We start from the raw sequence: 25,308 nt of genomic DNA on the forward strand, positions 1-25,308 counted from the left end.
GAAATTATTATAGAAGAAAAATATATGAAATCGACATACTACATAGCTTTATTTTCAGGTGTAACGCACAAGTTGCACAGCTAACGCAACGACAACTCGCTTTACTCTTCATTATGTATTTGTCCATACTAGACGTAGAGAGGTGATAAACACAGTATGATTTTTAGCGAACGTTTAAAAGAAGAACGAGAAAAACGAAATTGGTCACAAAATGATTTGGCTGAAAAACTTCATGTGAGTAGGCAATCTGTTTCGAAATGGGAGACGGGAAAGAACTATCCGAGCATTGAAATTATTATTCATTTAAGTGATCTGTTCGGTATTACAATTGATGAATTGCTAAGGGGTGATGAAGAATTGACGCAGAAAGTAATTGAAGATAGTAAGCAATTGGCGTATCCAAAATGGAAGGTGTTTTTTGATAGTCTATTTATGATAGGGGTATTTTTGTTTATTGCAAAAATCGTTGTATGGATGCTAAATAAGTTTGCAGGAGCAAGTATTACAATTGTAGCAGATGCGCCATATGTAATGAATCTTTTACCCCTTGCATTCATGATTATAGGTGGTATGGGATCGGATAAGTTGAAGAAAATATATAGATAGAGGAAAGATTTGAAAGAAATCCCCTACACTAGCTGTTCTTTTCACTTAAATTGTGTACTATAAAGGATAGGATGACATAAAGAAGGGGATATAGAGAATGGAATTTCATGAACAGAAGATTTTGCCGGCAGTGAGGCAAATTAAAGATTTGGAAAAGCTATTACATAGTTCGTATGAATATATTGTTATTTTAGATATTCATGTCGGTCAATTGAAGAGTGTTATATCGCTTGCGAAGCAATATTGTAAAAAGGTGTTTTTACATGTGGATTTAATTCATGGTTTGCAGAGTGATGGGCATGCGACGGAATATTTATGTCAGGAGTTTAGACCGTACGGGTTACTTTCAACAAAGGCGAGCGTTATTATGAAGGCGAAGCAAAAAGGTGTTGTGGCAATACAACGCATCTTTTTAATCGATTCGAGTGCGATGGAGAAGAGCTGCAATCTTTTAGATAAGACGAAACCGGATTATATTGAGGTACTTCCTGGAGCATTAACGGATGTTATTGCTGAAGTGAAAGAGCGTACTGGTGTACCGATTTTAGCGGGTGGTTTTATTCGTACTGTAGAAGATGTGGAAAGAGCTTTAAACGCTGGTGCGACAGCAATTACGACATCAAAACGCGAACTATGGAAACATTACCAAAAAAAGTGACGAAAATGTGAATTTTTTCGTTGACACCGCTTTCATTTACAGTTAACATTATAGACAAGTTAATAAACGTGACGGAGAAAAGTAGAGATCCACATTTCATTGTTTCTATATAAATTTATATAGAAGCGTGCAAGCTGTGGGTCTTTTTCTTTTGACAAAAACGAATGGCCATTCATTTTACCTCTATCACATTTGGAAGCGTTTAAATTGATTGTGGAGGGATACTATGTCAGCATTTTTAGGAGAGTTAATAGGGACTGCGTTGTTAATCGTACTTGGTGGCGGCGTTTGTGCTGGTGTAAGTTTAAAGAAATCGTTTGCGAAAGATTCAGGTTGGATTGTTATTACAATGGGCTGGGGCTTAGCAGTAGCGGTTGCAGCGTATGCGGTTGGATCAATTAGTGGGGCACATTTGAATCCAGCTTTAACAATAGGATTAGCATTTAAGGGAGCGTTCCCATGGAGTGACGTACCAGGTTATATCGCAGCACAAATGATTGGGGCAATTATCGGGGCAGTTATCGTATATTTACATTACTTACCACACTGGAAAGAAACAGAAGATCCAGGAACAAAGTTAGGTGTATTTGCAACAGGTCCAGCAATTCCGAACACATTTGCAAACCTTTTAAGTGAAATGATTGGAACATTCGTTTTAGTATTTGGTATATTAGCAATTGGTGCAAATAAATTTGCAGATGGATTAAATCCATTTATCGTAGGTTTCTTAATTGTAAGTATTGGTTTATCATTAGGTGGGACAACAGGATACGCAATTAACCCAGCACGTGATTTAGGTCCGCGTATCGCACACTTCTTCCTTCCGATTGCAGGAAAAGGCGGTTCAAATTGGAAGTATGCATGGATTCCAGTAGTTGGTCCAATTTTAGGTGGATCACTTGCAGGTTTATTCCATCAAGTTGTATTTGAAGGAAAACAAAATTCAGCACTTATTTATGTGATTATCGCAACTGTGATTGTACTAGCAATCTCTTATATGACAAGTAAAAAAAGCGGAAGCAATACAAATAGTAGAAAAGTAGCATAAGGGGGAAACCGATATGAAAAAATATATTCTTTCATTAGACCAAGGAACAACAAGCTCACGTGCAATTTTATTCAATAAAAAAGGTGAAATTGTTCATTCAGCTCAAAAAGAGTTTACACAACATTTTCCAAAGCCGGGCTGGGTAGAGCATAATGCGCAAGAAATTTGGGGATCTATTTTAGCAGTTATCGCAACTTGCTTAAGCGAAGCAGATGTAAAACCAGAACAAATCGCTGGTATCGGTATTACGAACCAACGTGAAACAACGGTTGTATGGGATAAAACAACTAGTAAACCAATTTACAACGCAATCGTATGGCAATCTCGCCAAACAGCTGAAATTTGTGATGAGTTAAAAGAAAAAGGTTATAGCGAAATGGTTCGCGAAAAAACAGGTCTTTTAATTGATGCATACTTCTCTGGAACGAAAGTAAAGTGGATTTTAGATAACGTTGAAGGTGCAAGAGAGAAAGCAGAAAACGGGGATCTATTATTCGGAACAATTGATTCATGGCTTGTATGGAAACTATCTGGTGGTAAAGCACACGTAACAGATTACTCAAACGCATCACGTACGTTAATGTTTAACATTCACGACTTACAGTGGGATGATGAGCTTCTAGACATGTTAACAGTACCAAAGAGTATGCTTCCAGAAGTACGTCCATCATCTGAAATATATGGAGAAACAATTGATTACCACTTCTTCGGTCAAAATGTACCGATTGCAGGTGTAGCTGGTGACCAACAAGCAGCATTATTTGGACAAGCTTGTTTCGGTGAAGGTATGGCGAAAAATACTTACGGAACTGGTTGCTTCATGTTAATGAACACAGGTGAAAAAGCAGTAGCTTCTGAGCACGGTCTATTAACAACAATTGCATGGGGAATAGATGGTAAAGTAAACTACGCATTAGAAGGAAGTATTTTCGTAGCAGGTTCTGCAATTCAGTGGTTACGTGACGGAATGCGTATGTTTAAAGATGCAAGTGAGAGTGAAGTGTATGCGAGTCGCGTTGAATCAACTGATGGTGTATACGTTGTACCAGCATTCGTTGGACTAGGAACACCTTATTGGGATAGTGAAGTACGCGGCGCTATGTTTGGTGTAACACGCGGTACGACGAAAGAGCACTTCATTCGTGCAACGCTAGAATCTTTAGCTTACCAAACGAAAGATGTATTATGCGCAATGGAAGCAGATTCAGGTATTGAACTGAAAACATTACGCGTTGATGGCGGAGCAGTTAAAAATAACTTCTTAATGAAGTTCCAAAGTGATATTTTAGATGTTCCTGTAGAGCGTCCAGTGATCAACGAAACAACGGCTCTAGGTGCAGCATACTTAGCTGGTCTTGCGGTTGGATATTGGAAAAACCAAGATGAAATTAAAGAACAGTGGCATATGGACAAACGCTTTGAACCAACGATGGAAGCGAAAACAAGCGAAGAGCTATATGCTGGATGGAAAAAAGCAATTGAAGCAACAAAAGCTTTCAAATAATCATAAACAGTGTTATAATGGTGACAAGTTAATAATTCGGTAGGAGATTTGGAGAGACCACAACGCGCTATAGAGGCGAAATCTATAGCGGAGTTTGTGGTCTCTTTTTTCGTTATCAAAGGGAGGAATTACCATGAAATTTTCAAGTAAACAACGTAAAGACGTATTAAACGGAGTAAATAAACAAGAGTTAGATGTGATCGTAATTGGTGGAGGTATTACTGGTTCTGGTATTGCATTAGATGGAGCAACACGCGGGTTATCAACAATTGTGTTTGAAATGCAGGACTTTGCAGCAGGTACATCAAGTCGTTCAACGAAGCTTGTACACGGTGGTCTACGTTATTTAAAACAACTTGAAGTGAAAATGGTAGCAGAGGTGGGTAAAGAGCGTGCTATCGTATATGAGAACGGTCCCCATGTAACAACACCAGAGTGGATGTTACTTCCGTTCCATACAGGCGGTACATTCGGATCATTTAGTACATCAATTGGTCTTCGTGTATACGACTTCTTAGCAGGTGTAAAACGAAGCGAGCGCAGAAAGATGTTTAACCGTGAAGAAACATTAAACAAAGAGCCTCTTGTAAAAAAAGAAGGATTAAAAGGCGGCGGTTACTACGTAGAATATCGTACAGATGATGCGCGTCTTACAATTGAAGTAATGAAAGAAGCAATTGAGCACGGCGCAAAAGCTGTTAACTATGCAAAAGTAGACAGTTTTTTATATAAAGATGGAAAAGTATGCGGTGTACGTGTAATCGATTTACTAGACGGAGAAGTATACGAAGTTTACGGTAAGAAAATTGTAAACGCAGCTGGCCCTTGGGTAGATACACTTCGTGAAAAAGATAATTCGAAAAAAGGAAAAGTACTTCAGTTATCAAAAGGTGTTCACTTAGTAATTGACCAAAAACGTTTCCCATTAGGTCAAGCGATTTACTTCGATACACCAGATAAACGTATGGTGTTCGCGATTCCTCGCGGCGGAAAAACATACGTAGGTACAACAGATACGTTCTATGATAAAGACGCAGCTGTACCACAAATGACAACAGAAGATCGCACATACATCATTAATGCGATTAACTACATGTTCCCAAGCGTGAAAATTACAGAGAAAGACATTGAATCAAGCTGGGCTGGTGTACGTCCGTTAATTTATGAAGAAGGTAAGAGTGCATCTGAAATTTCTCGTAAAGACGAAATTTGGACTTCTGAATCTGGTTTAATTACAATCGCAGGTGGTAAATTAACAGGATACCGCAAAATGGCTGAAATGGTAGTAGACTACGTAACGAACTTACTACAAAAAGAAGGTCATAGCGCATATCCGAAGAGCGACACGAAACATATGCCAATCTCTGGTGGACATGTAGATGGTTCACACGGATTCCCAGCATTCGTTGCGAAAAAAGCTGGCGAAGGTACGAAATATGGTTTAACAACAGCACAAGCAGAAGAATTCGCGAAATTCTATGGTTCTAACGTTGACGTACTATTTGACTTAGCGAAAAAACATAAAGACGAAGCGAAAGAATACAACATGCCGCTTGACGTTCTAATCCCGCTTGTATATGCAATGGATTACGAAATGACAGCAAAACCAGTTGACTTCTTCGTACGCCGCAGAGGCGCTGTATTCTTCAACATCCACTGGGTATACGAGTGGAAAGAAGCAGTAATCAACTACATGGCTGCGAAACTAGGCTGGAGCAAAGAAGAACAAATGAAATATACAGCAGAACTAGAAAAAGCACTAACAGACGCTGTTATTCCTGTAGATCAACAAGAACAGGCAGCTGCGTTAGCATAAAATAGAGAACCACCTGAAGGGGAGCCTTTAGGTGGTTCTTTTTTTATGGAATATTCTTCTAACTATATTGCATAACGACATATGTTGTTATACGATGTATATAAGGTGGTGGTATTGTTGGACAAAGAAATCTTGAAGGGAAGTATAGATATTTTATTACTTTCTATCATTGCAAAACGTGATACATATGGATATGAAATAGCTCAAAGTTTAAAGGATGCAAGTGAAGATTTGTATAGTATGGGGCAGGGAACTTTGTATCCTGCTTTAAAGAGATTAGAGAAAAAGGAGTTTCTTGAATCTTATTGGAATGAATCTGAGAATGGGATGAAAAGGAAATTCTATACTATTACAGATAAAGGGAAAAAAGAATTGCAGAAGAAAGTGAATTCTTGGGAGAGTGTAACAGCATTAATTCAAGCTTGTCAGAAAGGAGTTATTTATGAGTGAATTTGATGAGTATATTAAGTCTATTTTAGCCTATTCAGAACTTAGTGATATTGAACAGGATGAGTTATTTCTAGAAATGTATGATCACTTGAACAGCTTGAAAGAAGAATATATGGAACAAGGTATGAATGAAAAAGAAGCGATTTATAAAGCGATTCAAAGTTTTGGAGAATCAAAAGTTATTGGCGTAGAGATTAATAAATCGGTATACGAAGTTCCTAGACCATTAAAGGTATTATCAAAAATTTTATGTATTCCTTATATAATCATTTGTTTTATTGTCTTTTTAGGAACGTTTATTTCAACTTCTACATTTGACTCTGTTCGCAGTTTGACAGGTGGGACTGTCTATCATCCCATTGAATTTTGGCAGCAATTTTTACATATATCTGATTTAGAAACGTTATTACAACTTTTTGGAATAACACTTTGGCAAGTTAAAGATTTTATTGCACATCCAGGTCCTTGGGGAAACTCAACTTATTGGTTAAGTGTTTTACAACATATAATATTAGTAGTTCCATTTGGATTTTTCGTTCCAGTGCTGATTAATAAAGTGACTAACTATAAGAAAGCTCGTAAGTGGTATGTTATGACCTTTCTTGTTTGGGAGATATTACATTTACTAACTTTGTCTGATGTTTTTGATGTGTGGCGGATTGCTATAAATATGCTCGGTGCGTCGGTAGGATATCTTTTATTTATAAGCATGATACAAATAGATAATAAATTTAGGATAATGCGCAAGAAGATATTTGAAAATTAGCTTGCTATTTTGTAGTTTAAATTATACAAATTTAGTTTGATGGTAATAGAGTATTGCTGAAAACATAGGTGCTATATAGTGAGAGGATTTTTTATATTCGTAATAGGTGTTGTTCCTTGTTTACTCATTGTTATGAAGCGGGTACATAATCCGTCTTTATTGGTGCTATAAATGATGAGAGCGGCACAGCTGAACTTGAAAAAGTCTAGCTGCGTTAGCGTAAAATAGAGAACTACCTGAAGGGGAGCCCTTTAGGTAGTTTTTCTCTTGACTAAAAATAAATAAAATGTGTTACAATGATGATAGAGTATGTAGTGTGAATTTTGCATAAAATAAAAAAGACAGAAGCCTGAGAAACTTCTGCCTTGTGTAACCTAACTTGCTATTGTGGTGGTAGTAGGTGCGGTTATAAGACAATTACATTAACGTTTTAGCCGAGAACCGCCCTTACCTTTTCCACGAAGCAGGGTGGTTCTCGCTTTTTTGTATACAGAAATTAGCCACGGACCGACGTATCTTCTACCGATGACAACGCCAGCTCCGGTTAGGATACCATACACTAATTTAATTACAAACATCGCGATTATATTATCACCTCCCCCTTTTTTCAAAATGGAAGAGATGATTGCCACACCTACTAGTTATAGCTTATTAAGTTACGTATTCATTGTATTATGTTTTAAAATAGGGAACAAGATATATGGATGAAAATTCCTAGTTTTAAATGGTGGTTGTGTAAATTGTAGTTTATCATGTATAACCTGTTTATGAATTTCCTACAAGTTAAGGTTTTCATGCAATTGCGTTATGTATAGAAGTTTAAATACTAAACTTGTATGAAGAATGTATTAGTTTTGATATTATCGATTCATCTTTGTATGGCCATGATATATTAGATTCTTTAAGTGAGCGTTAGAAAGAAGGGGGACTCGATTAAATCGGTTCTCTTTTTCATTTAGCGATGAGGGGAATCTTGATGATATAAAACTAAGACAAAATCCTTATTGTAAACTTAAAGAGCGCCTTGGGAGAAAGACGCTCTTTAGGTGAATGCATTGTAACGACTATTCGGTTTATTATATGTAATTTACTGAGGAAGTGCTTTATAAAAAATGTGATTGCCGATCGTATTTTTTTATACATTTATAAAACTTTTCCATACAGTGCGTCGTCTAATATATGGGAAGGAGGAAATGATGTGGATGAATTAACGATAGAAGCGTTTGAAATAGAAGATAAGGAGGACCTTATCGACGAAATAATGAACAAGTATGGACAAGAAGTCCTGCAGCTTGTGTATTCGTATGTGAATAATAAAGAGGTTGCGGAGGATGTAACGCAAGATATATTCGTGAAATGCTATAAATCTCTTCATACATATAAAGGGAATTCGAATGTGAAAACATGGTTATGGAGAATTGCAATCAATCAATGTAAGGACTATATAAAAAGTTGGTATAACAAAAAAGTTATCGTTACAGAGGATGACTTTACGTATATGGAGAGTCAAAAAGAAAGTGTCGAACAAACAGTTATTCAAAATGCTGAGGATAGTAGGTTGGCTTCTGCGGTAATGAATTTACCGATAAAATATCGAGAAGTCATTTATCTATTTTATTATGAGGAATTATCAATTAAAGAGATTGCTACAGTAATAGAAGTAAAGGAAAACACGATAAAAACGAGACTGAAAAAAGCGAAGGAGCTTTTGAAGGAAGGATTGGAGGAATAATCGAATGGAAGGTCGATTAAAAGGCTTGCGAAAATCAATGGAGAACACAACGTTTAAACATTTGAGTTTTTCTGATCGGCACCAAAAGCGGGTGCACGAAAAAATCAATCAATCGTCCGAAAAGGAAGAAGACATCCTTTTAGCAGTGTTGCAACTTCTTATGAATGAAAAAACAGGTTATGAATTGATGCAGTTACTGCGGGGGAGAGGAATTCAAAAATTCGAAGGTGATGAAGGATCTCTATACACTTTATTGCATCGTCTAGAACAGAATCGCTTTATCCAATCTAGCTGGGATCATGCGGGAGCTAAATATTATCAATTAAATGATAAAGGAAACAAGATGCTGCGAAAGGCAGAAAAAAATGCTACGAAGGTACAATTTATATTAAAAGGTTTAGTACAGGAGTGAGGCGGAATTGTATAAAAAAGGGGAGCGTTTTGTAAGCGAAGTTACGAATCATATTAAATCAAAAGAAGCGAAGAGCTTTGTAGCAACCGAACTAGATTTTCATTTAAAACAGGCAAAGAACACATGGATAGAAAAAGGTTTAAGTGAGGAAATTGCTGAAAATAAAGCTGTGGAACAAATGGGAAGTCCGAGTAAATTAGGGCGGGAATTTAATAAACTTCATAAGCCAAAGGTTGATTGGTTCTTACTTATTTTATTGGTGGCTGCGATGGGGTTAGGGTTTTTACCAGTTTTAGTTTTTGGATATACGAATGATGTAATAATGAATAAGGTGATATTTGTTATTCTGGGTGTTATAACAGCGATTGGGATGATGTTACTTGATTATCGGAAATTAGAGAGAATGGGATGGTTGTTTTACACAATCGGAGTAGTTGTCTTGTTAATTCTATACTGTTTTCCAAACGCTTCAATGATTGGAGAACCGTTAATAAAAATTGGTCCAATTGCAGTTGACTGTTTAATGGCAGTTCCTTTCTTTTTTCTAGCTTGGGCTTCTTTTTTCAATAATAATAGGTTAAAAGTTATACATCTTGTGGTTTTATATTTATTTTCTTTGTATTTATTTTTAATTGTATCCACCCTTTCGTCAATTTTCATCTATATTACGATGGTATTCGTTATGCTTTGGTGGAGTAAGCTAGGAAAGAAAACGTCGTTGATTATTACGGTTGTACCTATTTGTTTATTTATTATTAAGGTATCCGTATCATGGTCTTCAGGATACCACTTAGATAGACTTTTAGGGTATTTAAATCCTGAGAGTGATGCAGGTGGCGCAGGATTTATGTATATACGATTAAAAGAGGTAATGTCATCAGCAGGTTGGTTTGGTACATATGGAGATATGAAATTCATCCCTGCTCCGGATACTGATTTTGTATTTGCAAGTTTGACTTACTATTATGGGTATTGGCTTGCATTAATTCTTGTCTTCGTTCTTTCTCTTTTTGTAGCAAGATTAATAGTCATCTCTTATAAAATAAATGATCGGTACGGTAAATTGCTACTCGTTGGTGGATTGACTCTTTTTGTATTCCAGTTCATTTATAATGTTGGAATGATACTAGGATTATTGCCGCTTGCTGCTATATCCTTACCTTTTATTAGTTACGGATTAACGCCGACTGTATTTCATGCGCTTATAATGGGGATTGTGCTGAGTGTATATAGGCGTAAGGGTATTTCATTCAGGATTAGAAAGACACCTTGATACTTATATAAGTTGCATATAAAAGAATTCATTATTATGATCAAGTAAAAACGTAAATAGATAGTAGAAGAGGGGTATGATAAATACTCCTCTTTTCGTGTTTAAATAAGTGTACTCTCTTTAACAGAAATACATAATTCAGAACGAGATATCGATTCAGTTAGTTGTTGTAAATAGGAGTATTCTTCCGCATCTTTTTCGGAAGTGTTAGGATTTAATAAAGGTGAAGATAGAAGTACATCAAGTGTAAGAATGTCTGCATCATGAGAAGCGATACGATAACCTGCAAATACAGGGCGTTTTATGAAATTTAAGTAAGTGCGTGTTTGCATGCGTATCACTATTTTATGTACAATAAAAGAAAAGCCTCTTATGAGATGGGGAGAGAAAATTTCATGTCCAGCCAACAATTAGTGAATTTACGCATTGATTTTGCTTTTAAACAATTATTTGGCACAAGTGGAAATGAAGATATTTTAATTGCTTTTTTAAATGCGATGTTACAGGATTCTTTAGAATCACCCATTGTTTCGTTACAATTTGCAGATCCACATTTACACAGGGAACATGAAGAAGATAAGTTATCTATCTTAGATATTTCAGCTACATTAGACACAGGAACAAAAGTCAATGTAGAAATACAACTCAATAATAATCATGATATGATTAAACGTAGTTTATATTATTGGGGAAGGCTATACACAGCTCAACTTCAAAAGGGAATGCCATACAGCTCTCTTCATAAAACAATTACAATCAATTTGTTAAATTTCGTTATGTTTCCTGAATACGAGGCATTCCATACAACAGGAGTTTTATGGAATCGACAACAACATAAAATATTGAGTAGTGATATCGAAGTTCACATCGTAGAGATTTCGAAACTTATGCAACAGTGGCGGAATGAACAAGTAAATCCTTGGGAAGATTTGTTTGTTCGTTGGTTATTATTACTTCCGGCAAACGAGGATGAACAACTAACCCAAACATTGGAGGACATTGCGATGAACCAAGATCCGATTTTACAAAAAGCGATGAATAAATGGGAGCGTATGAGTCAAGATTCTTCTTTCCGACAAGCATATGAGGCAAGAGAGAAAGCTTTGATGGATGAAGCCGCAAAGTTCGCTCATGCTCGTAATGAAGGAAAGAAAGAGGGAATTGAAGAAGGTAAGATTCAATTAATTCGTGGAATGCATAAAAATGGAATGCCAATCGAAGATATTGCAAAGTTTACAAATTTACGTTTAGAAGAAATACGAAGCATTTTACAAGTCTAAATGATAAAAAGAACACCTCCATTGAATTTGCATACTTAGTATGCGAATTCGGGAGGTGTTTTAATATGTGTCCCGTTTTCGGGGTTCACTTCAATCATCAAGGTGTTTTCATTATAAGCTCAAAACTCTCCGAATCAGCTCCAAGTATAAAAGGACTAACCTCGCCAACGCTATAAAGTTGTAATTCATGCATTGCGCGTGTACAAGCAGTGTAGAACAATCTATGTACGCTCTTATCGCTGTACACATCTTTAGAAGCATTGTAAATAATAACAGCATCAAATTCAATACCTTTCGCTAAGTAAGCAGGGATTACGACAATGCCTTGCTCATACTCGGCTGAGTTACTCTTCACGAGTTTAATATTATCGATATGATTAAGTGCTTCGTATGCAGCTGCGCTTTCAGCTGCAGATTTACATATAATTGCGATCGTATTGTGCTGCTCTTTTTGTAGTTCAGCAACTTTGGCAGTAATATGCTCGTGCAGTTCGCTGTCATTTGATACTTTCGTCACTGTAGGTTTCTCGCCGTCACGTTCAAAGGCGTGAATGTTCTTGCCCTCCGGTACGAGAGTGCGTGTAAATTCAATGATTGGTTTTGTTGAGCGATAGCTACGAGTTAAGTTGATGCCATTCGTTTCGTCTGGTCCGTATAAGCTAGTAAGTGTGTTGAAATTTACTGCTTCACTCGCATGAGCAAATATCGCTTGGTTAAAGTCTCCGAGTACAGTCATTCTTGCAGCAGGGAAGAGACGTTTTAAAAACTCAAATTGAAACGGTGAATAATCTTGTGCTTCGTCTACGAGTACGTGTTTAATCGATCTATTCGTTTGGAAGCCTTCGATTAACTCTTTTAAAAGTAAAAATGGCGTGGCATCCTCGTAATATAGCTTTCCTTCATCGAGCATGTTTACTGTTAATGAGCAAATGTCATCCCATTCTTTCTGCTTTTCTCCAGTAACCCATGATGCATCTGTGAAGAGCTGTTTATATATGCCTGTGAAATTAATGAAACGTAATGTTTGAACGCCTTTACGAAGTGGCTTCAATTTTTTACGGACAATCATACGTCCAAGCACTTTCGTTTCTTTCTCAAAATCATGGAAGGAGTTGTCGTCAAACTCGCCTTTTTTCTGTAAATATTTATAAGCCTTTTGGTATTCATCTTTACTCAGTAATTCAATTTCTTCTTCTACCCAAGGCTTTTTCAGTTCTGTTTTTTCAATTTCATCTATTTGTTTATTTAGCCAATCTGTTAACTTTTCAATTCGATTATGGAAGCGGAGGGAGGAATCAGTATTGTAAAACTGCTCTGTAATTTCTTTAGCAGAAACAATTAACTTTCCTCTAAATTTCATTCCTCTAAATAGCATACCTGAAGATTCAAGGGATTGTCTGTAAGCTCGAATCATTTCGAAAAATTGAGTAGATGCTTTAAAGCGAATGCTCGCATTTCTCGTTTTATAGGTAGGGCTATTCGTTTCAGTTAACATATATTCTAATTGCTCGTAAGGATCTTCGACGTCAAATGCCTTACTTAATCTATGGTTTAAATATTCTTGGAATGTAACTTGCTGCATATTTTCTTCACCGAGTTCAGGTAGTACGTTAGAAACGTAGCTATTGAACATAGAGTTAGGAGAGAAGAGAATGATTTGATCTGCTTTTAGCCATTCGCGATATTTATATAGTAAGTAGGCGATTCGTTGCAATGCAGCTGATGTTTTACCACTACCAGCGGCTCCTTGCACGATAAGGAGTCGGCCTTCATCGTGACGGATAATTTCATTTTGCTCGCGCTGAATCGTAGCAACGATGCTTTGCATATGTTTGTTCGTGCCTTTTCCAAGCGCTTGTTGCAAGATTTCATCACCAATTGTAAGGCTCGTATCGAACATAGAATCAATCTCGCCATTTTGAATAATGTATTGTAATTTTTTCTCCACATTACCGTGGATTACGCCGCCTGGTGTACTGTATTCAGCCGGTCCTGGTGGATAATCGTAGTACACACTCGAAATAGGTGCGCGCCAGTCATATATAAGAAAGTTTTCTCCGCTTGCATCAGTAAGTGTAGCGACGCCAATATAAATTTGATCCGCGGCAGATTCTCCTTCTTCTTTGAAATCAATTCGTCCGAAATAAGGTGCTTTATGCATACGTCTTAATGCGGCAAGTCGATTAAAGGTGTGCTTATGGGTAATTTGTGTGACAGCTAGTGACTGAGCTTGTTGTCTCAAGTTGATAACTGTTTCAAGATAATCATCGAAAGTATCAGTATTCACTTTCACGTCATCCCAAAAGTGTTTACGAATATTGATTACTTCTGCCCGGCGTCTGCCAGTTTCGTTTTCCAGTTTATCAATTTGCTCCGTAATCGTTTCAATTACGGTATCCAATCGTTTTTGCTCTAAATCAAGTTTTTTGTTCATACGGTAGCACTCCTTTAAAAGTGAAAAATAGAGGTTGACTGAAGATGTTTTTTGGTGTACAATTAAGATACGGATAAATACGTTCTTTGTATTTTGTAAAACGTGTTTCTGTACTAATTTAACATAGTTTTTGAATTTAATCAATGATAATAAGATAAACCTTGGTTCCGTGTGGCGTGGATCAAGGTTTTTTTGTGTTTGAAGAGGGAGTCATGCTTGTTGTCGTTTTTTGTCGGTAAGTCGATATATTTTGAAAATCGCTGATATAATTGGAGTTGCGGTCGATATAATTTCATTTACCGAATCTAGATATAACTACCGGGAGAAGAGGGGATAAAAAAAGCTCGGGCCTAAGCCCAAGCTTTTTACTGCATTATTTCTTTTCTTCTTTTTTATCGTCAGCTTTTTTCTCTTCGAAAAGATCTTTTAAATCTTTATCGTCAACTTTTACGTCAGCTTTTTTGATTTCTTTCATCATAAGATCATTCATGAATTGAGCATCTTGTGTTTTTTCTTGAACTAGTGATTTTTTAATATCAGCTTTTGCTTTATCGAAATTTGCATCTGCGTGATTATCAGTTACTTTGATGATATGGTAACCGAATTGTGTTTTTACAGGTTCGCTTACTTCACCTTTTTTCAACTTTTGAGCTGCTTCTTCAAATTCTTTTACCATTTTCCCTGGTCCGAAGAATCCTAAGTCGCCACCTTTTTCTTTTGAGCCTGTATCTTCAGAGTATTGTTTTGCTAATTCTTCGAAAGATTTACCTTGAGCAAGTTCATCTTTTACCTTTTTAGCAGTTTCTTCATCTTTTACAAGGATATGACTTGCTTTAATTTCTTTTTTATAATCCTCGAATTTTGCTTTTACATCTTTATCAGTAATCGATTGTTCAACCGCTTTTTCTTGAGCTAATTGAGCACGCACACTATTTTTAATAGTTTCTTCTTTAATACCTTGTTGTTTCATTAGTGTATCGAATTGATCACCGTATTGTTTTTTCATTTCATTGAACTTTTTGTCTACATCTTTGTCTTCAACTTTGTAGTTTTTAATAAGTACTTTTTCCATAACCATGTTGTTTAGTACTTGTTTACCAGCTTGTGTCTTCATTTGATCGTAGAATTCTTCTTTTGTAATGTCACCAGCTTTAGATGTAACAATTTTGTCTGATGATGATGTTCCACATGCTGATAATGCGATTACACTTGTTGCGGCTAAGGCAAGCATAGCTTTCTTCATTCAATAAACACTCCTACTATTATGTATTTTTAATTTATCCTACACCGATGAATTTTAGTTCATAAGAGCCCGATTAAGTCTCACTGATACTTTTGCTTTTTTATATTGGTAAAGCGCGCTTAACAGGGCTTACCGTGGCTGAGGATAAAGTTTTGATGAATGTTTTGTTCTATAGTATAAGCAATATGTACAAAATTTAATATATCATATTTCGAACCGTTTTCATATTGATAAAGAAAAATTAACCAGCACGTGTCAGATTTTGAAAGTGTGCCATATTGGGCGCATGCCGCATATACAGAATAGAGGAGGGGATGGGGATGAATTCTCAACTTATTTTATTACTTGTACTGTTTATTTTATTGGTTATTGTAGGTATAATTTGCTTATAGAGGAAAAAAGTGAGGAAGGGGCTTTCCTTCCTCACTTTCCATGAAATATAATTTCTATATAACTAGAAATTAATAAAATTGTTATACATACATTAATAACCCGAAAGACACCGGGCTGGCGGCTCGCAGCTATTTGTTTTCGTTCACACAGTGTATGTGTCATGAAATTCGTGTAAAATATAACAAGAAGTGCGAATGCGACAAAAACAACTGTTATAAGTGTCATGAGGCGAGACCTCCTTTTGGCTAAAATACATATACATATATTGTATCACACGATATTTTGTTCGTGTTACAAAATTCAGAAATAGAAGACTTTGTGTTAGAAAGTGAGGGAGAAAATGGACGTTGTTAGAAGATTAGAACAAGCTGAATACTATGTAGACCTATTATTTAAAATGATTGATGAAGAGAAGTGTCCATTTTATTCTTTGATCATAAAGAAAAAAGCTCGTAAAAAAGATATTGAACGTATACTAAATCTTTGTGAAAAACTGAACGAGCAATATGTAGTGGAGAAAGCAGAAGGGCTTCTTTTGTTCGATGCGCTGTTAGATCAATTTGAAAAAGCGCTTCCACATCAGCTCGAAGTACACGAAACTGCGGAAGCGCTAGCAAAACAAGGTTTATTTAAGCCGCTTATGAATGAATTCTTAAGCATGATTGCGAAAAAATAAATAGATTATTTCTTAACTAACTTTTGATCGGATTCTGTAAAGTTCTCTTCAATATCTTCTAATGATTTCTCAAAAATATCGATAAAGTCTTGTCCGTAAATATTACGCAGGATTGCAATCAGTTCGATATTTTCTGGGAACTTCCCATAAAAATTACGAAGTGCAAGAGCCCCATTAAACACTGAATTATTTTCAGGATCATACTCTTCCATTAAGCGAAGTAGTAATTCTTCCCCTTTGTCTGTAATTTCAATGTACGTATTTCGTTTATCATCTTCCTTTTTTGAGAATACAAGATAGCCGCGTTCTTCCAGCTTTTTCGAGAAGTTAAACGCTGTTGATACGTGCATAACTCCAAACTTAGCAATCTCAGAAATAGAAGCCCCTTTTAAATGATAAGCGATTGTTAAAATATGATGTTCATTAATATTTAAATCGTAAGGTTTAATCCACTGCTGCCAATCTTTCTCTACACATTTCCATAACGCTTTCGATAATTGAGCAATGCGTTGGCTGAAAATCATCGCTTCTTTTACCGAGTAATCTTTTTCTCCACTTTTCATTTACTCACCCACTTTAACATTCTTTTTTCATTACTATCTATTATGCCAGTAAAATAAAAATTAATAAAGTCTTTTTGTGAGAATTGTGAAAATTTTTCGGAAAAATGACATTCTATACAAATCATGCATAACTATGGAAGCGTTTTATGAGTCGTGAATACATACGTTGTCCTTACATGTTAAGTGATAACATATATTGTAAATGCATAAAAACACGGCATATCTATACGATATGCCGTGTCAAGGTCAATTTATATAAAAAATATTTGTTATATGCAAAAAACTAAGCAGGAATTTGTTTACGCTTTTTCTGGAACAGCTTCTTGTAGTTTCTCAATTGACTTTTGGATGTCCAAAATTTCTTTCTCAATATGGCGCTTGTTTTGAGAAATATCTTGCTTCCAGTTAGAAAGCGTGTCTTGCATGTCATCTTTTAATTCTTGAAACACTTCTTTACCTTCTGAAGCAGTTTCAATAATTTGACGCTTTAATAATTTCGTATCAGCTGTAATATCAGCTAAAGTCTTTTTAATATCATTTCCTTTTTCTTTTAACTTGCCTCGCATGTCTTTACCAGAAGAAGGAGTTGAGAAAAGAACAGCTAGTCCAGCAACTGCTCCGCCGCAAATAACACCTGTAATAAAGGATTTAGCTTTTGACATAAAAGGAGACCTCCTTATTTTTTGTTCGTATTCATGATGGGAAAAATATGCATATCTTTCTTATATGTGCTATGCACAAACAATCATCCCTGAGCATTTTAAGTAAAGAAACAAGCCATGCGGAATTTGATGACTTCAGGGAAGTGGCTTGTTATGTATTACGCCTTCTTATAGTGTCATTATTTCACACTATTTGCAATTGTACTTGCGATGTTTTGTAAATTTTCCATAGTGTATTCATTTTGATGTGATTTCCAAACAGCACCGAAACCATCTTTTTCACCGTAGCGTGGAATTAAATGAAGGTGGAAGTGGAACACAGTTTGTCCAGCTTTTTCACCGTTATTGTTAAGTAGGTTAAAGCCAACTGGATTAAACTCTGCTTTAATCGCATTTGCGATTTTTGGAACGACAGAAAAAATGTGTGATGCGATTTCTGGCGTTAACGCAAAAATGTCTTGTTTGTGAACTTTCGGAATAACAAGAGTATGTCCTTTTGTTACTTGACTAATATCTAAAAATGCAAGCACATGTTCATCTTCGTATACTTTTGAGCAAGGGATTTGCCCGTCAATGATTTTACAAAAAATACAATTGTCTGCTGTATGATTCATTGATCTCATCCTTTCAAATATCCTTAGCCGTATTTTACCATAATTACATAAGAGAACAAACACGAAAAACAGGAAGCTGACTCAGCTTCCTGTTTTCTGAAGAGGGATTGAAAAAGCATTATCGTAATTTACGTTTCGCAGACACCTCATTTATTTAAGAAATGCACGGTAAATCGGCTAAAGTTTCTGCCGTAGACACCCCATTTTCAAGTGAAATGAATTGCAATCTTTTTTAAAATGAAATTGTTTATTTTTTAAAACAGTATATGCTCTTTCAGAGACACCCCGTTTCGAAAATGAAACAAATGATCTGGTTATGTGTAAATTTCATTGTCCAACTTGGACACCCCATTTCATGATGACTTCACTATGTTGTTGTACTCATCAATAGGTGGTTGCTTTTTCAATGTGTTCCTTCTTCAATAATTATGATGTCCGCTTTCGGAAAAATATATGCTAATAAATTTAAAAATTTTTTTTGAGTACATGGATACTATGTAGTACAGCATAATTTTTGGTAAGATGAATATAGAATGAATACTAATGAAGAAAGTGGTGTCGTATGAGCGAGTTATTGCGTGTAGAAAATGTTACAGGAGGATATACGAAACGACCTGTATTAAAAGACGTTTCGTTCTCTGTTAATAAAGGCGAACTTGTCGGCTTAATCGGTTTAAATGGAGCTGGTAAAAGTACGACGATTAAACATATTATCGGTTTAATGGAACCGAAAAAAGGAACTGTCACAATTAATGGGAAAACAATTCGTGATGATATGACAGCGTACCGTTCTAGCTTTTCATTCATTCCGGAAACGCCGGTATTATATGATGAATTAACGTTAGAAGAGCATTTGAAATTAACAGCTATGGCGTATGGCGTTGATGAAAAACAATATGAAGAACGTGTAGGACAACTACTACAAGAGTTTCGTATGAAAAATCGTTTAAAATGGTTTCCATCTCATTTCTCAAAAGGAATGAAACAAAAAGTAATGATTATGAGCGCATTTTTAGTGGAGCCATCTCTTTACATAGTAGATGAACCTTTCGTTGGATTAGATCCGTTAGCGATTCAATCCCTTCTTCAAATGATGGACCAAATGAAAAAGAGTGGTGCCGGTATTTTAATGAGCACACATATTTTAGCGACGGCAGAGCGTTATTGTGATTCGTTCATTATTTTGCATCAAGGTGAAGTAAGAGCGAAGGGAACATTATCTGAACTGCAATCACAGTTTAATATGCCAGGTGCAACGTTAGATGATATTTACATCGCGCTAACAAAGGAAGAAGATTATGAATAGCACAGCGTTATGGAAAGAACGATTTCGTCACTTTCTAAAAGAAGTTCGTACATATAGTAAATACGTATTTAATGATCATTTGAAATTTATTTTCGTGTTCATCATTGGTGCGGGAGCGTATTATTACCAGCAATGGTTACAAACGTTAACAACTTCGTTTCCGGCGGCGCTCGTAATGGCAGTATTAATTGGACTCGTGTTAACGGCTGGATCCATTCAAACATTATTAAAAGAAGCGGATCTCGTTTACTTACTGCCAGTTGAAGAAAAGTTAAAACCTTACTTCACAAAGGCATTTCTTTTTACATTTATGATTCAGTTATACATAATCGCAATCGTAGCAGCTGCGCTTGCTCCGTTATACTTCCAACAAATGAAGCAAACAGGAGCGGCTTACATATGGATTGTACTCGCGTTTGTTATCGTAAAAGCGTGGAATTTATTTGTAGCGTGGGAAAAGTCATTTTTAACAGATCAAAATATACAAAGAGCGGATTGGTTCATTCGTTTTATCCTAAACGGTTTATTTGTATATTTCCTTGTAGAACGTACTTCAGTTCTTTTCATTGGTGGAATCGTCCTTCTCATGGTGTTATACCTTGCTATCATGCATCAAATGGTAAAGGGAAAGCCACTAAACTGGGAGTATTTAATTTCTGAAGAAGGTAAGAAGATGATGCTGCTGTACCGCATCGCGAACATGTTCGTTGATGTACCAGCATTAAAAGAAAGAGTAGCACGCAGAAAATGGCTCGATTTCATTCTTTCGATGATTGGTGAAAAGCGTACATATTTATACTTATATACGAGAACATTTTTACGATCTGGTAACTATTTTGGATTATATGTGCGTTTGCTCGCTCTTGGAGGAGTTATTCTTTACTTCATTCCATTTTTATACGGGCGATTTATCGTAAGTTTTATCTTCCTATATTTAATCGGCTATCAGCTCTTAACTTTATGGAAACATCACCGCATGAAAATTTGGCTTGATTTGTATCCAGTACGGGGAGAAGAGAAGAAGAAAGATTTTCTTACTTTATTAAACGCGGTTCTAATCATCGGGAGCGTAATCTTTACAGTTATATTTGCACTAGCAACGAAAGATTTCATGATGACAGGAATTTTACTTATCGTAAGCATATTATTTAGTATCGGTTTTGTTTACCAATACGGGGCCAAGCGCATTGAGCGTTTAAATTGAAAGGAATGAACCTATGATTACATACGAAGAGAAAGTTATAAAAGAATTGGAGCAGTGGAAAGCTACATTCATGAAAGATTCTTCTATGATGACACGGTTCTCCAAAAAAGTGCAGACGAAAGTGCAACAGCTCATTCCGGCGAAAGTACAAAAGGTACTAACAGAGACGATTCGTATGATGGTGCAAACGATCAGCGCCGGGTCAAACTTTATAAAGCCGAAGCTAAAAGAGACGACATGGTCATTGCAAAGACGAGACGATGAAGTACGTAAAAAAATGGATGAGTACAAAAAAATAGCAGCGGCAGAAGGGGCAGGGACGGGGGCTGGCGGTATTCTCCTCGGTCTTGCTGACTTTCCGCTTCTACTTACAATTAAAATTAAATTTTTATTCGATGCAGCAACGTTGTACGGATTTGATACGAGCAATAAAGAAGAGCGCCTTTTTATCCTTCATGTTTTTCAGCTTGCCTTTTCAAGTGACGATCACCGAAAAGAAATATGGAAAGCAATTGAAACGTGGGATACAGAAGAAGAAAATCATATGGACTGGGAAAAGTTCCAAACAGAGTACCGAGACTATATCGATTTAGCCAAAATGCTGCAGCTCGTACCAATAATCGGTGCCCCGGTAGGCGCATATGCGAACTATCAATTGCTGCAAAGACTTGGAGAAGTGACGATGAATTGTTATCGTATGCGATTGCTGAATAGGGATTAAAACAAGGCGTCCTACATGTGTAATGTAGGACGCCTTTTCTTAGAAGCCAAGTCCGATATAGCTAACTCCAACTATAATCAATACGATAAAAAGTACAATGATTAATGAAAATCCGCTCTTACCAGCTTGTCCTGCTTCACCGCTGCCATTACCACCACTACCCCCATTACCACCAAGTCCCATATGGTATCCTCCTTATTGTTATATGTTGCTTTTACTTTATAACTTTCTGTAATTTCCAATAAACACCTTCTAGAACGCTAACTAAATTGAAAATCATTTCGTTTTATTTTATAATTTACTTACCGACCGGTAAGTAAAAACAAGTGAGGTACAGTATGACGAAGAATTTACAAACATCGCAAAACATTGTAGAGGCATCATTTAAACTTATGGCAGAACACGGCATTGAGAAGATGAGTCTTTCCATGATTGCGAAAGAGGTAGGTATTTCAAAACCGGCTATTTATTATCATTTTTCTTCTAAAGAAGCGTTAATCCATTTTTTATTTGAAGAAATTTTCTCTGGATATCATTTCGTGAGTTATTTCGATAAAGAGCAATATACGAAAGAAAACTTTGCAGAAAAGTTAATTGCTGATGGTTTACATATGCTCTCTGAATATGAAGGGCAAGAAGGGATATTACGCGTTATCAACGAATTTATCGTAACTGCATCGCGAAATGAAAAGTATCAGAAACGCTTATTTGAAATACAAGAAGATTTCTTAAATGGTTTCCACGATTTATTGAAGAAAGGCGTAGAACTTGACGTAGTGTCACAACATGAAACGGAAGAAAATGCTCATACGCTAGCACTCGTGATCGATAATATGAGCAACTATATGCTCATGGGATTCCAGTTAAAGTATAAAGAAATTTGGATTCGAAATGTGAAAAACGTCATGAAGGAGGAGTAAAAATGAAAATGCAAAAAAACTGGTGGCTCGGTTTTCTTGGATTTATTGGGGTTTATAAAATACCAGGTATGATTGAAGCTTTTCAAGCGGATGGAAATTGGATGAAGTTAATCGGTTTCATTTGGCTACTTTGGTTCGGATATTTTATTCCTGAGAAGAAAGAAGATTAAATTTCAATTTTCTGTAAAGTTACGTAAAATATAGATTGAGAGAATTCATATATTAGATTACTAGATTTGGAGTGGTTACATGGATCCATTGAAAAATGAAATTCACCCTGACATGGTCAAGGTGTGGAAAGTTCGTGCTGTAATTGAAGAAGGGATCGGTATACTCGTTATTTTAGCTTACCTTTTCCTCATGATAAAGTTTGATTGGTGGGCGTGGATTTTGTATGTGATGATTGGGCTAACAGTTGTGTTCGCACCATTTGCGTACTTCTTATTCCCGAAACTACGTCAACGTTATTACAGCTACCAACTAAATGAAGAAGAACTTGAAATTCAGCATGGTCTTTTTGTCGTAAAGCGCGTATTAGTACCGATGATTCGTGTGCAGCACGTAACGATTGAACAAGGACCAATTATGAGAAAATATGGCTTAGCAGAATTACACATTTCAACGGCAGCAACTTCTCACAGCATCCCAGGCTTAACGATGTATGAAGCAGAAATGTTGAAAACGAAAATCGCAGAATTAGCGAAAGTGAGTGATGAGGATGTATAAGAGGCAGCATCCAATCACGATGTTATTAGAATTAAAAATAACAGATTTTATACCACTCATTATTTTCATGTTTAGCTTAAACGGAAAATTCCCGTTTTGGTATTTAATTCCTGCAGCATTTGGTTTACTCACCGTTTTTTCAGCATTTGAAAAATGGTATTACACAACATATTGGGTTGAAAATAACGTATTACATGTGAAAAAAGGTCTCTTCGTGAAAAAGGAAAGCTACTTAAATAAAGAACGTGTTCAAACGATTAATACAAGTTCTAACGTACTATATCAAATGCTCGGTTTGAAAAAAATTCAGATTGAAACAGCTGGTGGGGGCGATGAAGCAGAAGTTAGCTTAGCTGGTATTACGGCAGAAGAAGCGGCGGAGCTTATTGCTTTGCTAAATGAGCCAACTCCAGAAGTGAAAGCAGAAGGAACGTTAGACGAAGCAACAGAAAATGTAGTAGAAAAAGCAATTGTTACAGAGGAAAAACAAACGACAGAATATAAATTAACTTGGAAAGAGATTTTATTAGCATCTGTTACATCTGGTCAATTTGGACTATTATTCTCTTTAATCTTTTTCGTTTATCACCAAGTAGATAAGTACATTCCGAAATGGATAGAGAATGGCGTAAAGTCGTATGTAATGGAACATGATATATATGGCTGGATTTTCATGGTAGCCATTTTACTCGTTCTTTCTTGGATTATATCTACAATCGGTTACGCGTTAAAACATGGCGATTTCACAGTGAATCGAAGAAATGACGAAGTTCGCATTTCACAAGGATTACTTGAGAAAAAAGAGCTCGTACTAAAATTGCATCGTATTCAAGGTATTACGATAAAAGAAAGTATTTTACGCCAACCATTCGGTTATTGTGCTGTGCAAGTAGAAGTCATTCAAAGTAAAGGAATGGGTGACGAAAAAGAAAAGGTTACACTGCACCCAATCATTCGAAAAGATCGAGTACAACAGTTACTCGCCCATTTACAATTACCATACGAACTGAATGCAAACATTATTGCATTACCAAAAGCAGCATTGCGCCGCTATCTCATTGATAGTTTTATCTTCTTCGCAATGCTAGCAATCCCGCTTCTTGGAATAAGTATATACTCTGAAAAGCACTTCATCATGTGGGCATTAATTCCGCTCGCAATCCTTATCTTTACACTTGGATACGCAACATTTAAAACAAATGGTTACAGTGTTAACGGAGAACAAATTACACTTGTCTATCGTAGCGTCGGAAAATATACAGGACTTATTAGAAGAAGACATGTCCAATCAATGGAGAAGACACAATCATATTTTCAGCGCCGTGCGGATTTATGTACGTATAAGTTTTCGAGTGCATCATCTAGTTACAAAATAGAGCATACGAGAGTAGAAGATGCGGAGAGAATGCAGGATTGGTATAAGAAGAAGTTAAGTGGGAATTAACCAGAGAAAGCTTGCCTATTATGAAGGGCAAGCTTTTTTGTTATAGGGAAAAGAGTGGTTTAATCCATATATTAGTACAACTACAGTATATGAAAAAAGGTAATTAGCTTCTATTTAAGGAAAATCTATGGGGTTTTTGATATAAATGGTATACTAAAATATAAATAGTATTAGGAGGTTATATATGATAAGTCAGTTGAAAAGAGAAGCACTTGATGCATTAAAAGGAAGATGGGGATTAGCGGTAGGGGCAACCTTATTAATCGGGATCCTTATTGGAGCTGTTGAAATGCTAACCACAGGTATTTTTTCGATATTTTGGGGTTGGGAAGAAGCAAGTGATTCACTTACAGTAAGTATTATAGTAATGCTTGTTATTGGTCCATTAACAATAGGTGCCTATTATCTTGTTTTAAATACAATTCGTGGGACTGATGCTCGCATTGGTCATATATTTAGATGGTTTACCGATGGAAGTAAGTTGATGAAGTCGTTTTTAACATATTTACTAATGTATGTATACTTGACTCTATGGACATTACTTCTTATTATTCCAGGTATTATTAAATCATTTTCTTATTCTATGACATATTTTATTTTGAATGATCATCCAGAATATACAGCGAATCAAGCGATTACTGAGAGTCGTCATATGATGAATGGACATAAAATGGATTACTTTTTACTATGCTTAAGTTTCTTAGGCTGGTTCATTTTAAGTATTCTTACTGTAGGAATTGGTTTCTTATGGTTAGCACCTTATTTCTACGCGACATCAGCCGCATTTTATGAAGAGATTTCAAAAGAATATTATAAAAAAGAAGGCACTACTTTCTAATAAAACATATAAACTATCT

The 25,308-nt window shown here is 36.0% G+C and carries 28 protein-coding genes and 1 pseudogene; 20 read left to right on the forward strand and 9 right to left on the reverse strand.

Features of this window, described 5'->3' with window-relative positions:
- Positions 1-156: 156 nt before the first annotated feature.
- From MKY21_RS05410 to MKY21_RS05440, 7 genes are all read left to right on the forward strand, one after another.
- On the forward strand, positions 157-606 hold the full coding sequence (locus MKY21_RS05410; RefSeq protein ID WP_000577650.1) for a helix-turn-helix domain-containing protein: 450 nt from the start codon (positions 157-159) through the stop codon (positions 604-606).
- Positions 607-703: 97 nt separating this feature from the next.
- Entirely contained in the window at positions 704-1,264 is a 561-nt protein-coding gene (gene glpP, locus MKY21_RS05415) for a glycerol uptake operon antiterminator GlpP (RefSeq protein WP_000394285.1), read from the forward strand.
- Between the two features lie 226 nt (positions 1,265-1,490).
- Complete coding sequence (gene glpF / locus MKY21_RS05420) at positions 1,491-2,312, forward strand: glycerol uptake facilitator protein GlpF (RefSeq protein WP_001272195.1); 822 nt, start codon at positions 1,491-1,493, stop codon at positions 2,310-2,312.
- 13 nt (positions 2,313-2,325) lie between these two features.
- The gene (gene glpK, locus MKY21_RS05425) at positions 2,326-3,816 is read left to right on the forward strand and encodes a glycerol kinase GlpK (RefSeq protein WP_000760006.1); all 1,491 of its coding nucleotides are present in this window, start codon (positions 2,326-2,328) and stop codon (positions 3,814-3,816) included.
- 133 nt (positions 3,817-3,949) lie between these two features.
- The gene (gene glpD, locus MKY21_RS05430; RefSeq protein ID WP_000672831.1) at positions 3,950-5,632 is read left to right on the forward strand and encodes an aerobic glycerol-3-phosphate dehydrogenase; all 1,683 of its coding nucleotides are present in this window, start codon (positions 3,950-3,952) and stop codon (positions 5,630-5,632) included.
- Between the two features lie 117 nt (positions 5,633-5,749).
- Entirely contained in the window at positions 5,750-6,082 is a 333-nt protein-coding gene (locus tag MKY21_RS05435) for a PadR family transcriptional regulator (RefSeq protein WP_000356630.1), read from the forward strand.
- Entirely contained in the window at positions 6,075-6,848 is a 774-nt protein-coding gene (locus tag MKY21_RS05440) for a VanZ family protein (protein WP_001288383.1), read from the forward strand. The genes MKY21_RS05435 and MKY21_RS05440 overlap by 8 nt, the downstream gene beginning before the upstream one ends.
- 422 nt (positions 6,849-7,270) lie before the next feature.
- Here the strand turns inward: MKY21_RS05440 and MKY21_RS05445 are convergent, their stop codons facing one another.
- Positions 7,271-7,426, reverse strand: coding sequence for a hypothetical protein (locus tag MKY21_RS05445; RefSeq protein ID WP_000497655.1), 156 nt, complete (start codon positions 7,424-7,426; stop codon positions 7,271-7,273).
- A 620-nt stretch (positions 7,427-8,046) separates the two neighbouring features.
- Between MKY21_RS05445 and MKY21_RS05450 the strand changes: the two genes are divergently transcribed.
- From MKY21_RS05450 to MKY21_RS05460, 3 genes are read left to right on the forward strand one after another with little or no spacing between them, the layout of a single operon-like run.
- Entirely contained in the window at positions 8,047-8,580 is a 534-nt protein-coding gene (locus MKY21_RS05450; protein ID WP_000344007.1) for a sigma-70 family RNA polymerase sigma factor, read from the forward strand.
- 4 nt (positions 8,581-8,584) lie between these two features.
- Positions 8,585-8,992: a PadR family transcriptional regulator gene (locus MKY21_RS05455; RefSeq protein WP_086391667.1), complete on the forward strand. Its 408-nt coding sequence runs from the start codon at positions 8,585-8,587 to the stop codon at positions 8,990-8,992.
- A gap of 7 nt (positions 8,993-8,999) precedes the next feature.
- A complete protein-coding gene (locus tag MKY21_RS05460; RefSeq protein ID WP_000276946.1) occupies positions 9,000-10,265 on the forward strand; it encodes an FtsW/RodA/SpoVE family cell cycle protein in 1,266 nt (421 codons plus the stop codon).
- A gap of 101 nt (positions 10,266-10,366) precedes the next feature.
- Here the strand turns inward: MKY21_RS05460 and MKY21_RS05465 are convergent.
- A pseudogene (locus MKY21_RS05465) lies at positions 10,367-10,570 on the reverse strand (hypothetical protein); the annotation flags it as partial.
- Positions 10,571-10,660: 90 nt separating this feature from the next.
- Here MKY21_RS05465 and MKY21_RS05470 point away from each other — a divergent pair.
- Entirely contained in the window at positions 10,661-11,545 is an 885-nt protein-coding gene (locus MKY21_RS05470) for an Rpn family recombination-promoting nuclease/putative transposase (protein ID WP_000098344.1), read from the forward strand.
- A gap of 97 nt (positions 11,546-11,642) precedes the next feature.
- Here the strand turns inward: MKY21_RS05470 and helD are convergent, their stop codons facing one another.
- The 3 genes from helD to MKY21_RS05490 form a co-directional block, all read right to left on the reverse strand.
- Positions 11,643-13,979: an RNA polymerase recycling motor HelD gene (helD, locus tag MKY21_RS05475; RefSeq protein WP_341075675.1), complete on the reverse strand. Its 2,337-nt coding sequence runs from the start codon at positions 13,977-13,979 to the stop codon at positions 11,643-11,645.
- A gap of 373 nt (positions 13,980-14,352) precedes the next feature.
- Positions 14,353-15,222 carry a peptidylprolyl isomerase PrsA gene (gene prsA / locus MKY21_RS05480; protein ID WP_341075677.1) on the reverse strand — a complete coding sequence of 290 codons (870 nt, stop codon included), beginning with the start codon at positions 15,220-15,222 and terminating at the stop codon, positions 14,353-14,355.
- Between the two features lie 423 nt (positions 15,223-15,645).
- A complete protein-coding gene (locus tag MKY21_RS05490) occupies positions 15,646-15,840 on the reverse strand; it encodes a hypothetical protein (protein WP_000172690.1) in 195 nt (64 codons plus the stop codon).
- A 115-nt stretch (positions 15,841-15,955) separates the two neighbouring features.
- Between MKY21_RS05490 and MKY21_RS05495 the strand changes: the two genes are divergently transcribed.
- Positions 15,956-16,291 (forward strand): DUF1878 family protein, encoded by a 336-nt coding sequence (locus MKY21_RS05495; RefSeq protein ID WP_000383655.1) that lies wholly within the window; start codon positions 15,956-15,958, stop codon positions 16,289-16,291.
- 5 nt (positions 16,292-16,296) lie between these two features.
- Here MKY21_RS05495 and MKY21_RS05500 read toward each other — a convergent pair whose 3' ends face one another.
- From MKY21_RS05500 to MKY21_RS05510, 3 genes are all read right to left on the reverse strand, one after another.
- The gene (locus MKY21_RS05500; protein ID WP_000834924.1) at positions 16,297-16,854 is read right to left on the reverse strand and encodes an HTH-type transcriptional regulator Hpr; all 558 of its coding nucleotides are present in this window, start codon (positions 16,852-16,854) and stop codon (positions 16,297-16,299) included.
- A 299-nt stretch (positions 16,855-17,153) separates the two neighbouring features.
- Entirely contained in the window at positions 17,154-17,516 is a 363-nt protein-coding gene (locus tag MKY21_RS05505) for a YtxH domain-containing protein (RefSeq protein ID WP_000030299.1), read from the reverse strand.
- Positions 17,517-17,695: 179 nt separating this feature from the next.
- Positions 17,696-18,130 (reverse strand): HIT family protein, encoded by a 435-nt coding sequence (locus MKY21_RS05510; RefSeq protein WP_001016835.1) that lies wholly within the window; start codon positions 18,128-18,130, stop codon positions 17,696-17,698.
- A 562-nt stretch (positions 18,131-18,692) separates the two neighbouring features.
- Between MKY21_RS05510 and ecsA the strand changes: the two genes are divergently transcribed.
- From ecsA to ecsC, 3 genes are read left to right on the forward strand one after another with little or no spacing between them, the layout of a single operon-like run.
- On the forward strand, positions 18,693-19,436 hold the full coding sequence (ecsA, locus tag MKY21_RS05515) for an ABC transporter ATP-binding protein EcsA (protein ID WP_001292603.1): 744 nt from the start codon (positions 18,693-18,695) through the stop codon (positions 19,434-19,436).
- The gene (gene ecsB / locus MKY21_RS05520; RefSeq protein ID WP_137074320.1) at positions 19,429-20,640 is read left to right on the forward strand and encodes an ABC transporter permease EcsB; all 1,212 of its coding nucleotides are present in this window, start codon (positions 19,429-19,431) and stop codon (positions 20,638-20,640) included. Before ecsA ends, ecsB begins: the two co-directional genes overlap by 8 nt.
- 13 nt (positions 20,641-20,653) lie before the next feature.
- Entirely contained in the window at positions 20,654-21,361 is a 708-nt protein-coding gene (gene ecsC, locus MKY21_RS05525; protein ID WP_137074321.1) for an ecs operon protein EcsC, read from the forward strand.
- 39 nt (positions 21,362-21,400) lie between these two features.
- Here ecsC and MKY21_RS05530 read toward each other — a convergent pair whose 3' ends face one another.
- Positions 21,401-21,544: a YjcZ family sporulation protein gene (locus MKY21_RS05530; protein WP_000522762.1), complete on the reverse strand. Its 144-nt coding sequence runs from the start codon at positions 21,542-21,544 to the stop codon at positions 21,401-21,403.
- Positions 21,545-21,699: 155 nt separating this feature from the next.
- Between MKY21_RS05530 and MKY21_RS05535 the strand changes: the two genes are divergently transcribed.
- The 5 genes from MKY21_RS05535 to MKY21_RS05555 all read left to right on the forward strand — a co-directional run bounded on the left by MKY21_RS05535 (position 21,700) and on the right by MKY21_RS05555 (position 25,289).
- On the forward strand, positions 21,700-22,281 hold the full coding sequence (locus MKY21_RS05535) for a TetR/AcrR family transcriptional regulator (protein ID WP_137074322.1): 582 nt from the start codon (positions 21,700-21,702) through the stop codon (positions 22,279-22,281).
- A gap of 2 nt (positions 22,282-22,283) precedes the next feature.
- Complete coding sequence (locus MKY21_RS05540) at positions 22,284-22,451, forward strand: hypothetical protein (protein ID WP_000783813.1); 168 nt, start codon at positions 22,284-22,286, stop codon at positions 22,449-22,451.
- 79 nt (positions 22,452-22,530) lie between these two features.
- Positions 22,531-23,007 carry a PH domain-containing protein gene (locus tag MKY21_RS05545; protein ID WP_000371357.1) on the forward strand — a complete coding sequence of 159 codons (477 nt, stop codon included), beginning with the start codon at positions 22,531-22,533 and terminating at the stop codon, positions 23,005-23,007.
- Complete coding sequence (locus MKY21_RS05550) at positions 23,000-24,451, forward strand: PH domain-containing protein (protein WP_137074323.1); 1,452 nt, start codon at positions 23,000-23,002, stop codon at positions 24,449-24,451. Before MKY21_RS05545 ends, MKY21_RS05550 begins: the two co-directional genes overlap by 8 nt.
- A 184-nt stretch (positions 24,452-24,635) precedes the next feature.
- On the forward strand, positions 24,636-25,289 hold the full coding sequence (locus MKY21_RS05555; RefSeq protein WP_137074324.1) for a DUF975 family protein: 654 nt from the start codon (positions 24,636-24,638) through the stop codon (positions 25,287-25,289).
- Positions 25,290-25,308 lie beyond the last annotated feature (19 nt).

Origin of the sequence: Bacillus sp. FSL R9-9497 (assembly GCF_038005805.1) — a bacterium.
Lineage (GTDB): Bacteria > Bacillota > Bacilli > Bacillales > Bacillaceae_G > Bacillus_A > Bacillus_A cereus.

What these genes read in the sequence shown, in the direction of transcription:
- MKY21_RS05410 (WP_000577650.1), top strand. Translation starts at nt 157, where the DNA reads ATGATTTTTAGCGAACGTTTAAAAGAAGAACGAGAAAAACGAAATTGG.
- glpP (WP_000394285.1), top strand. Translation starts at nt 704, where the DNA reads ATGGAATTTCATGAACAGAAGATTTTGCCGGCAGTGAGGCAAATTAAA.
- glpF (WP_001272195.1), top strand. Translation starts at nt 1,491, where the DNA reads ATGTCAGCATTTTTAGGAGAGTTAATAGGGACTGCGTTGTTAATCGTA.
- glpK (WP_000760006.1), top strand. Translation starts at nt 2,326, where the DNA reads ATGAAAAAATATATTCTTTCATTAGACCAAGGAACAACAAGCTCACGT.
- glpD (WP_000672831.1), top strand. Translation starts at nt 3,950, where the DNA reads ATGAAATTTTCAAGTAAACAACGTAAAGACGTATTAAACGGAGTAAAT.
- MKY21_RS05440 (WP_001288383.1), top strand. Translation starts at nt 6,075, where the DNA reads ATGAGTGAATTTGATGAGTATATTAAGTCTATTTTAGCCTATTCAGAA.
- MKY21_RS05445 (WP_000497655.1), bottom strand. Translation starts at nt 7,426, where the DNA reads ATGTTTGTAATTAAATTAGTGTATGGTATCCTAACCGGAGCTGGCGTT.
- MKY21_RS05455 (WP_086391667.1), top strand. Translation starts at nt 8,585, where the DNA reads ATGGAAGGTCGATTAAAAGGCTTGCGAAAATCAATGGAGAACACAACG.
- MKY21_RS05470 (WP_000098344.1), top strand. Translation starts at nt 10,661, where the DNA reads ATGTCCAGCCAACAATTAGTGAATTTACGCATTGATTTTGCTTTTAAA.
- helD (WP_341075675.1), bottom strand. Translation starts at nt 13,979, where the DNA reads ATGAACAAAAAACTTGATTTAGAGCAAAAACGATTGGATACCGTAATT.
- prsA (WP_341075677.1), bottom strand. Translation starts at nt 15,222, where the DNA reads ATGAAGAAAGCTATGCTTGCCTTAGCCGCAACAAGTGTAATCGCATTA.
- MKY21_RS05490 (WP_000172690.1), bottom strand. Translation starts at nt 15,840, where the DNA reads ATGACACTTATAACAGTTGTTTTTGTCGCATTCGCACTTCTTGTTATA.
- MKY21_RS05495 (WP_000383655.1), top strand. Translation starts at nt 15,956, where the DNA reads ATGGACGTTGTTAGAAGATTAGAACAAGCTGAATACTATGTAGACCTA.
- MKY21_RS05500 (WP_000834924.1), bottom strand. Translation starts at nt 16,854, where the DNA reads ATGAAAAGTGGAGAAAAAGATTACTCGGTAAAAGAAGCGATGATTTTC.
- MKY21_RS05505 (WP_000030299.1), bottom strand. Translation starts at nt 17,516, where the DNA reads ATGTCAAAAGCTAAATCCTTTATTACAGGTGTTATTTGCGGCGGAGCA.
- MKY21_RS05510 (WP_001016835.1), bottom strand. Translation starts at nt 18,130, where the DNA reads ATGAATCATACAGCAGACAATTGTATTTTTTGTAAAATCATTGACGGG.
- ecsA (WP_001292603.1), top strand. Translation starts at nt 18,693, where the DNA reads ATGAGCGAGTTATTGCGTGTAGAAAATGTTACAGGAGGATATACGAAA.
- ecsB (WP_137074320.1), top strand. Translation starts at nt 19,429, where the DNA reads ATGAATAGCACAGCGTTATGGAAAGAACGATTTCGTCACTTTCTAAAA.
- ecsC (WP_137074321.1), top strand. Translation starts at nt 20,654, where the DNA reads ATGATTACATACGAAGAGAAAGTTATAAAAGAATTGGAGCAGTGGAAA.
- MKY21_RS05530 (WP_000522762.1), bottom strand. Translation starts at nt 21,544, where the DNA reads ATGGGACTTGGTGGTAATGGGGGTAGTGGTGGTAATGGCAGCGGTGAA.
- MKY21_RS05535 (WP_137074322.1), top strand. Translation starts at nt 21,700, where the DNA reads ATGACGAAGAATTTACAAACATCGCAAAACATTGTAGAGGCATCATTT.
- MKY21_RS05540 (WP_000783813.1), top strand. Translation starts at nt 22,284, where the DNA reads ATGAAAATGCAAAAAAACTGGTGGCTCGGTTTTCTTGGATTTATTGGG.
- MKY21_RS05545 (WP_000371357.1), top strand. Translation starts at nt 22,531, where the DNA reads ATGGATCCATTGAAAAATGAAATTCACCCTGACATGGTCAAGGTGTGG.
- MKY21_RS05550 (WP_137074323.1), top strand. Translation starts at nt 23,000, where the DNA reads ATGTATAAGAGGCAGCATCCAATCACGATGTTATTAGAATTAAAAATA.
- MKY21_RS05555 (WP_137074324.1), top strand. Translation starts at nt 24,636, where the DNA reads ATGATAAGTCAGTTGAAAAGAGAAGCACTTGATGCATTAAAAGGAAGA.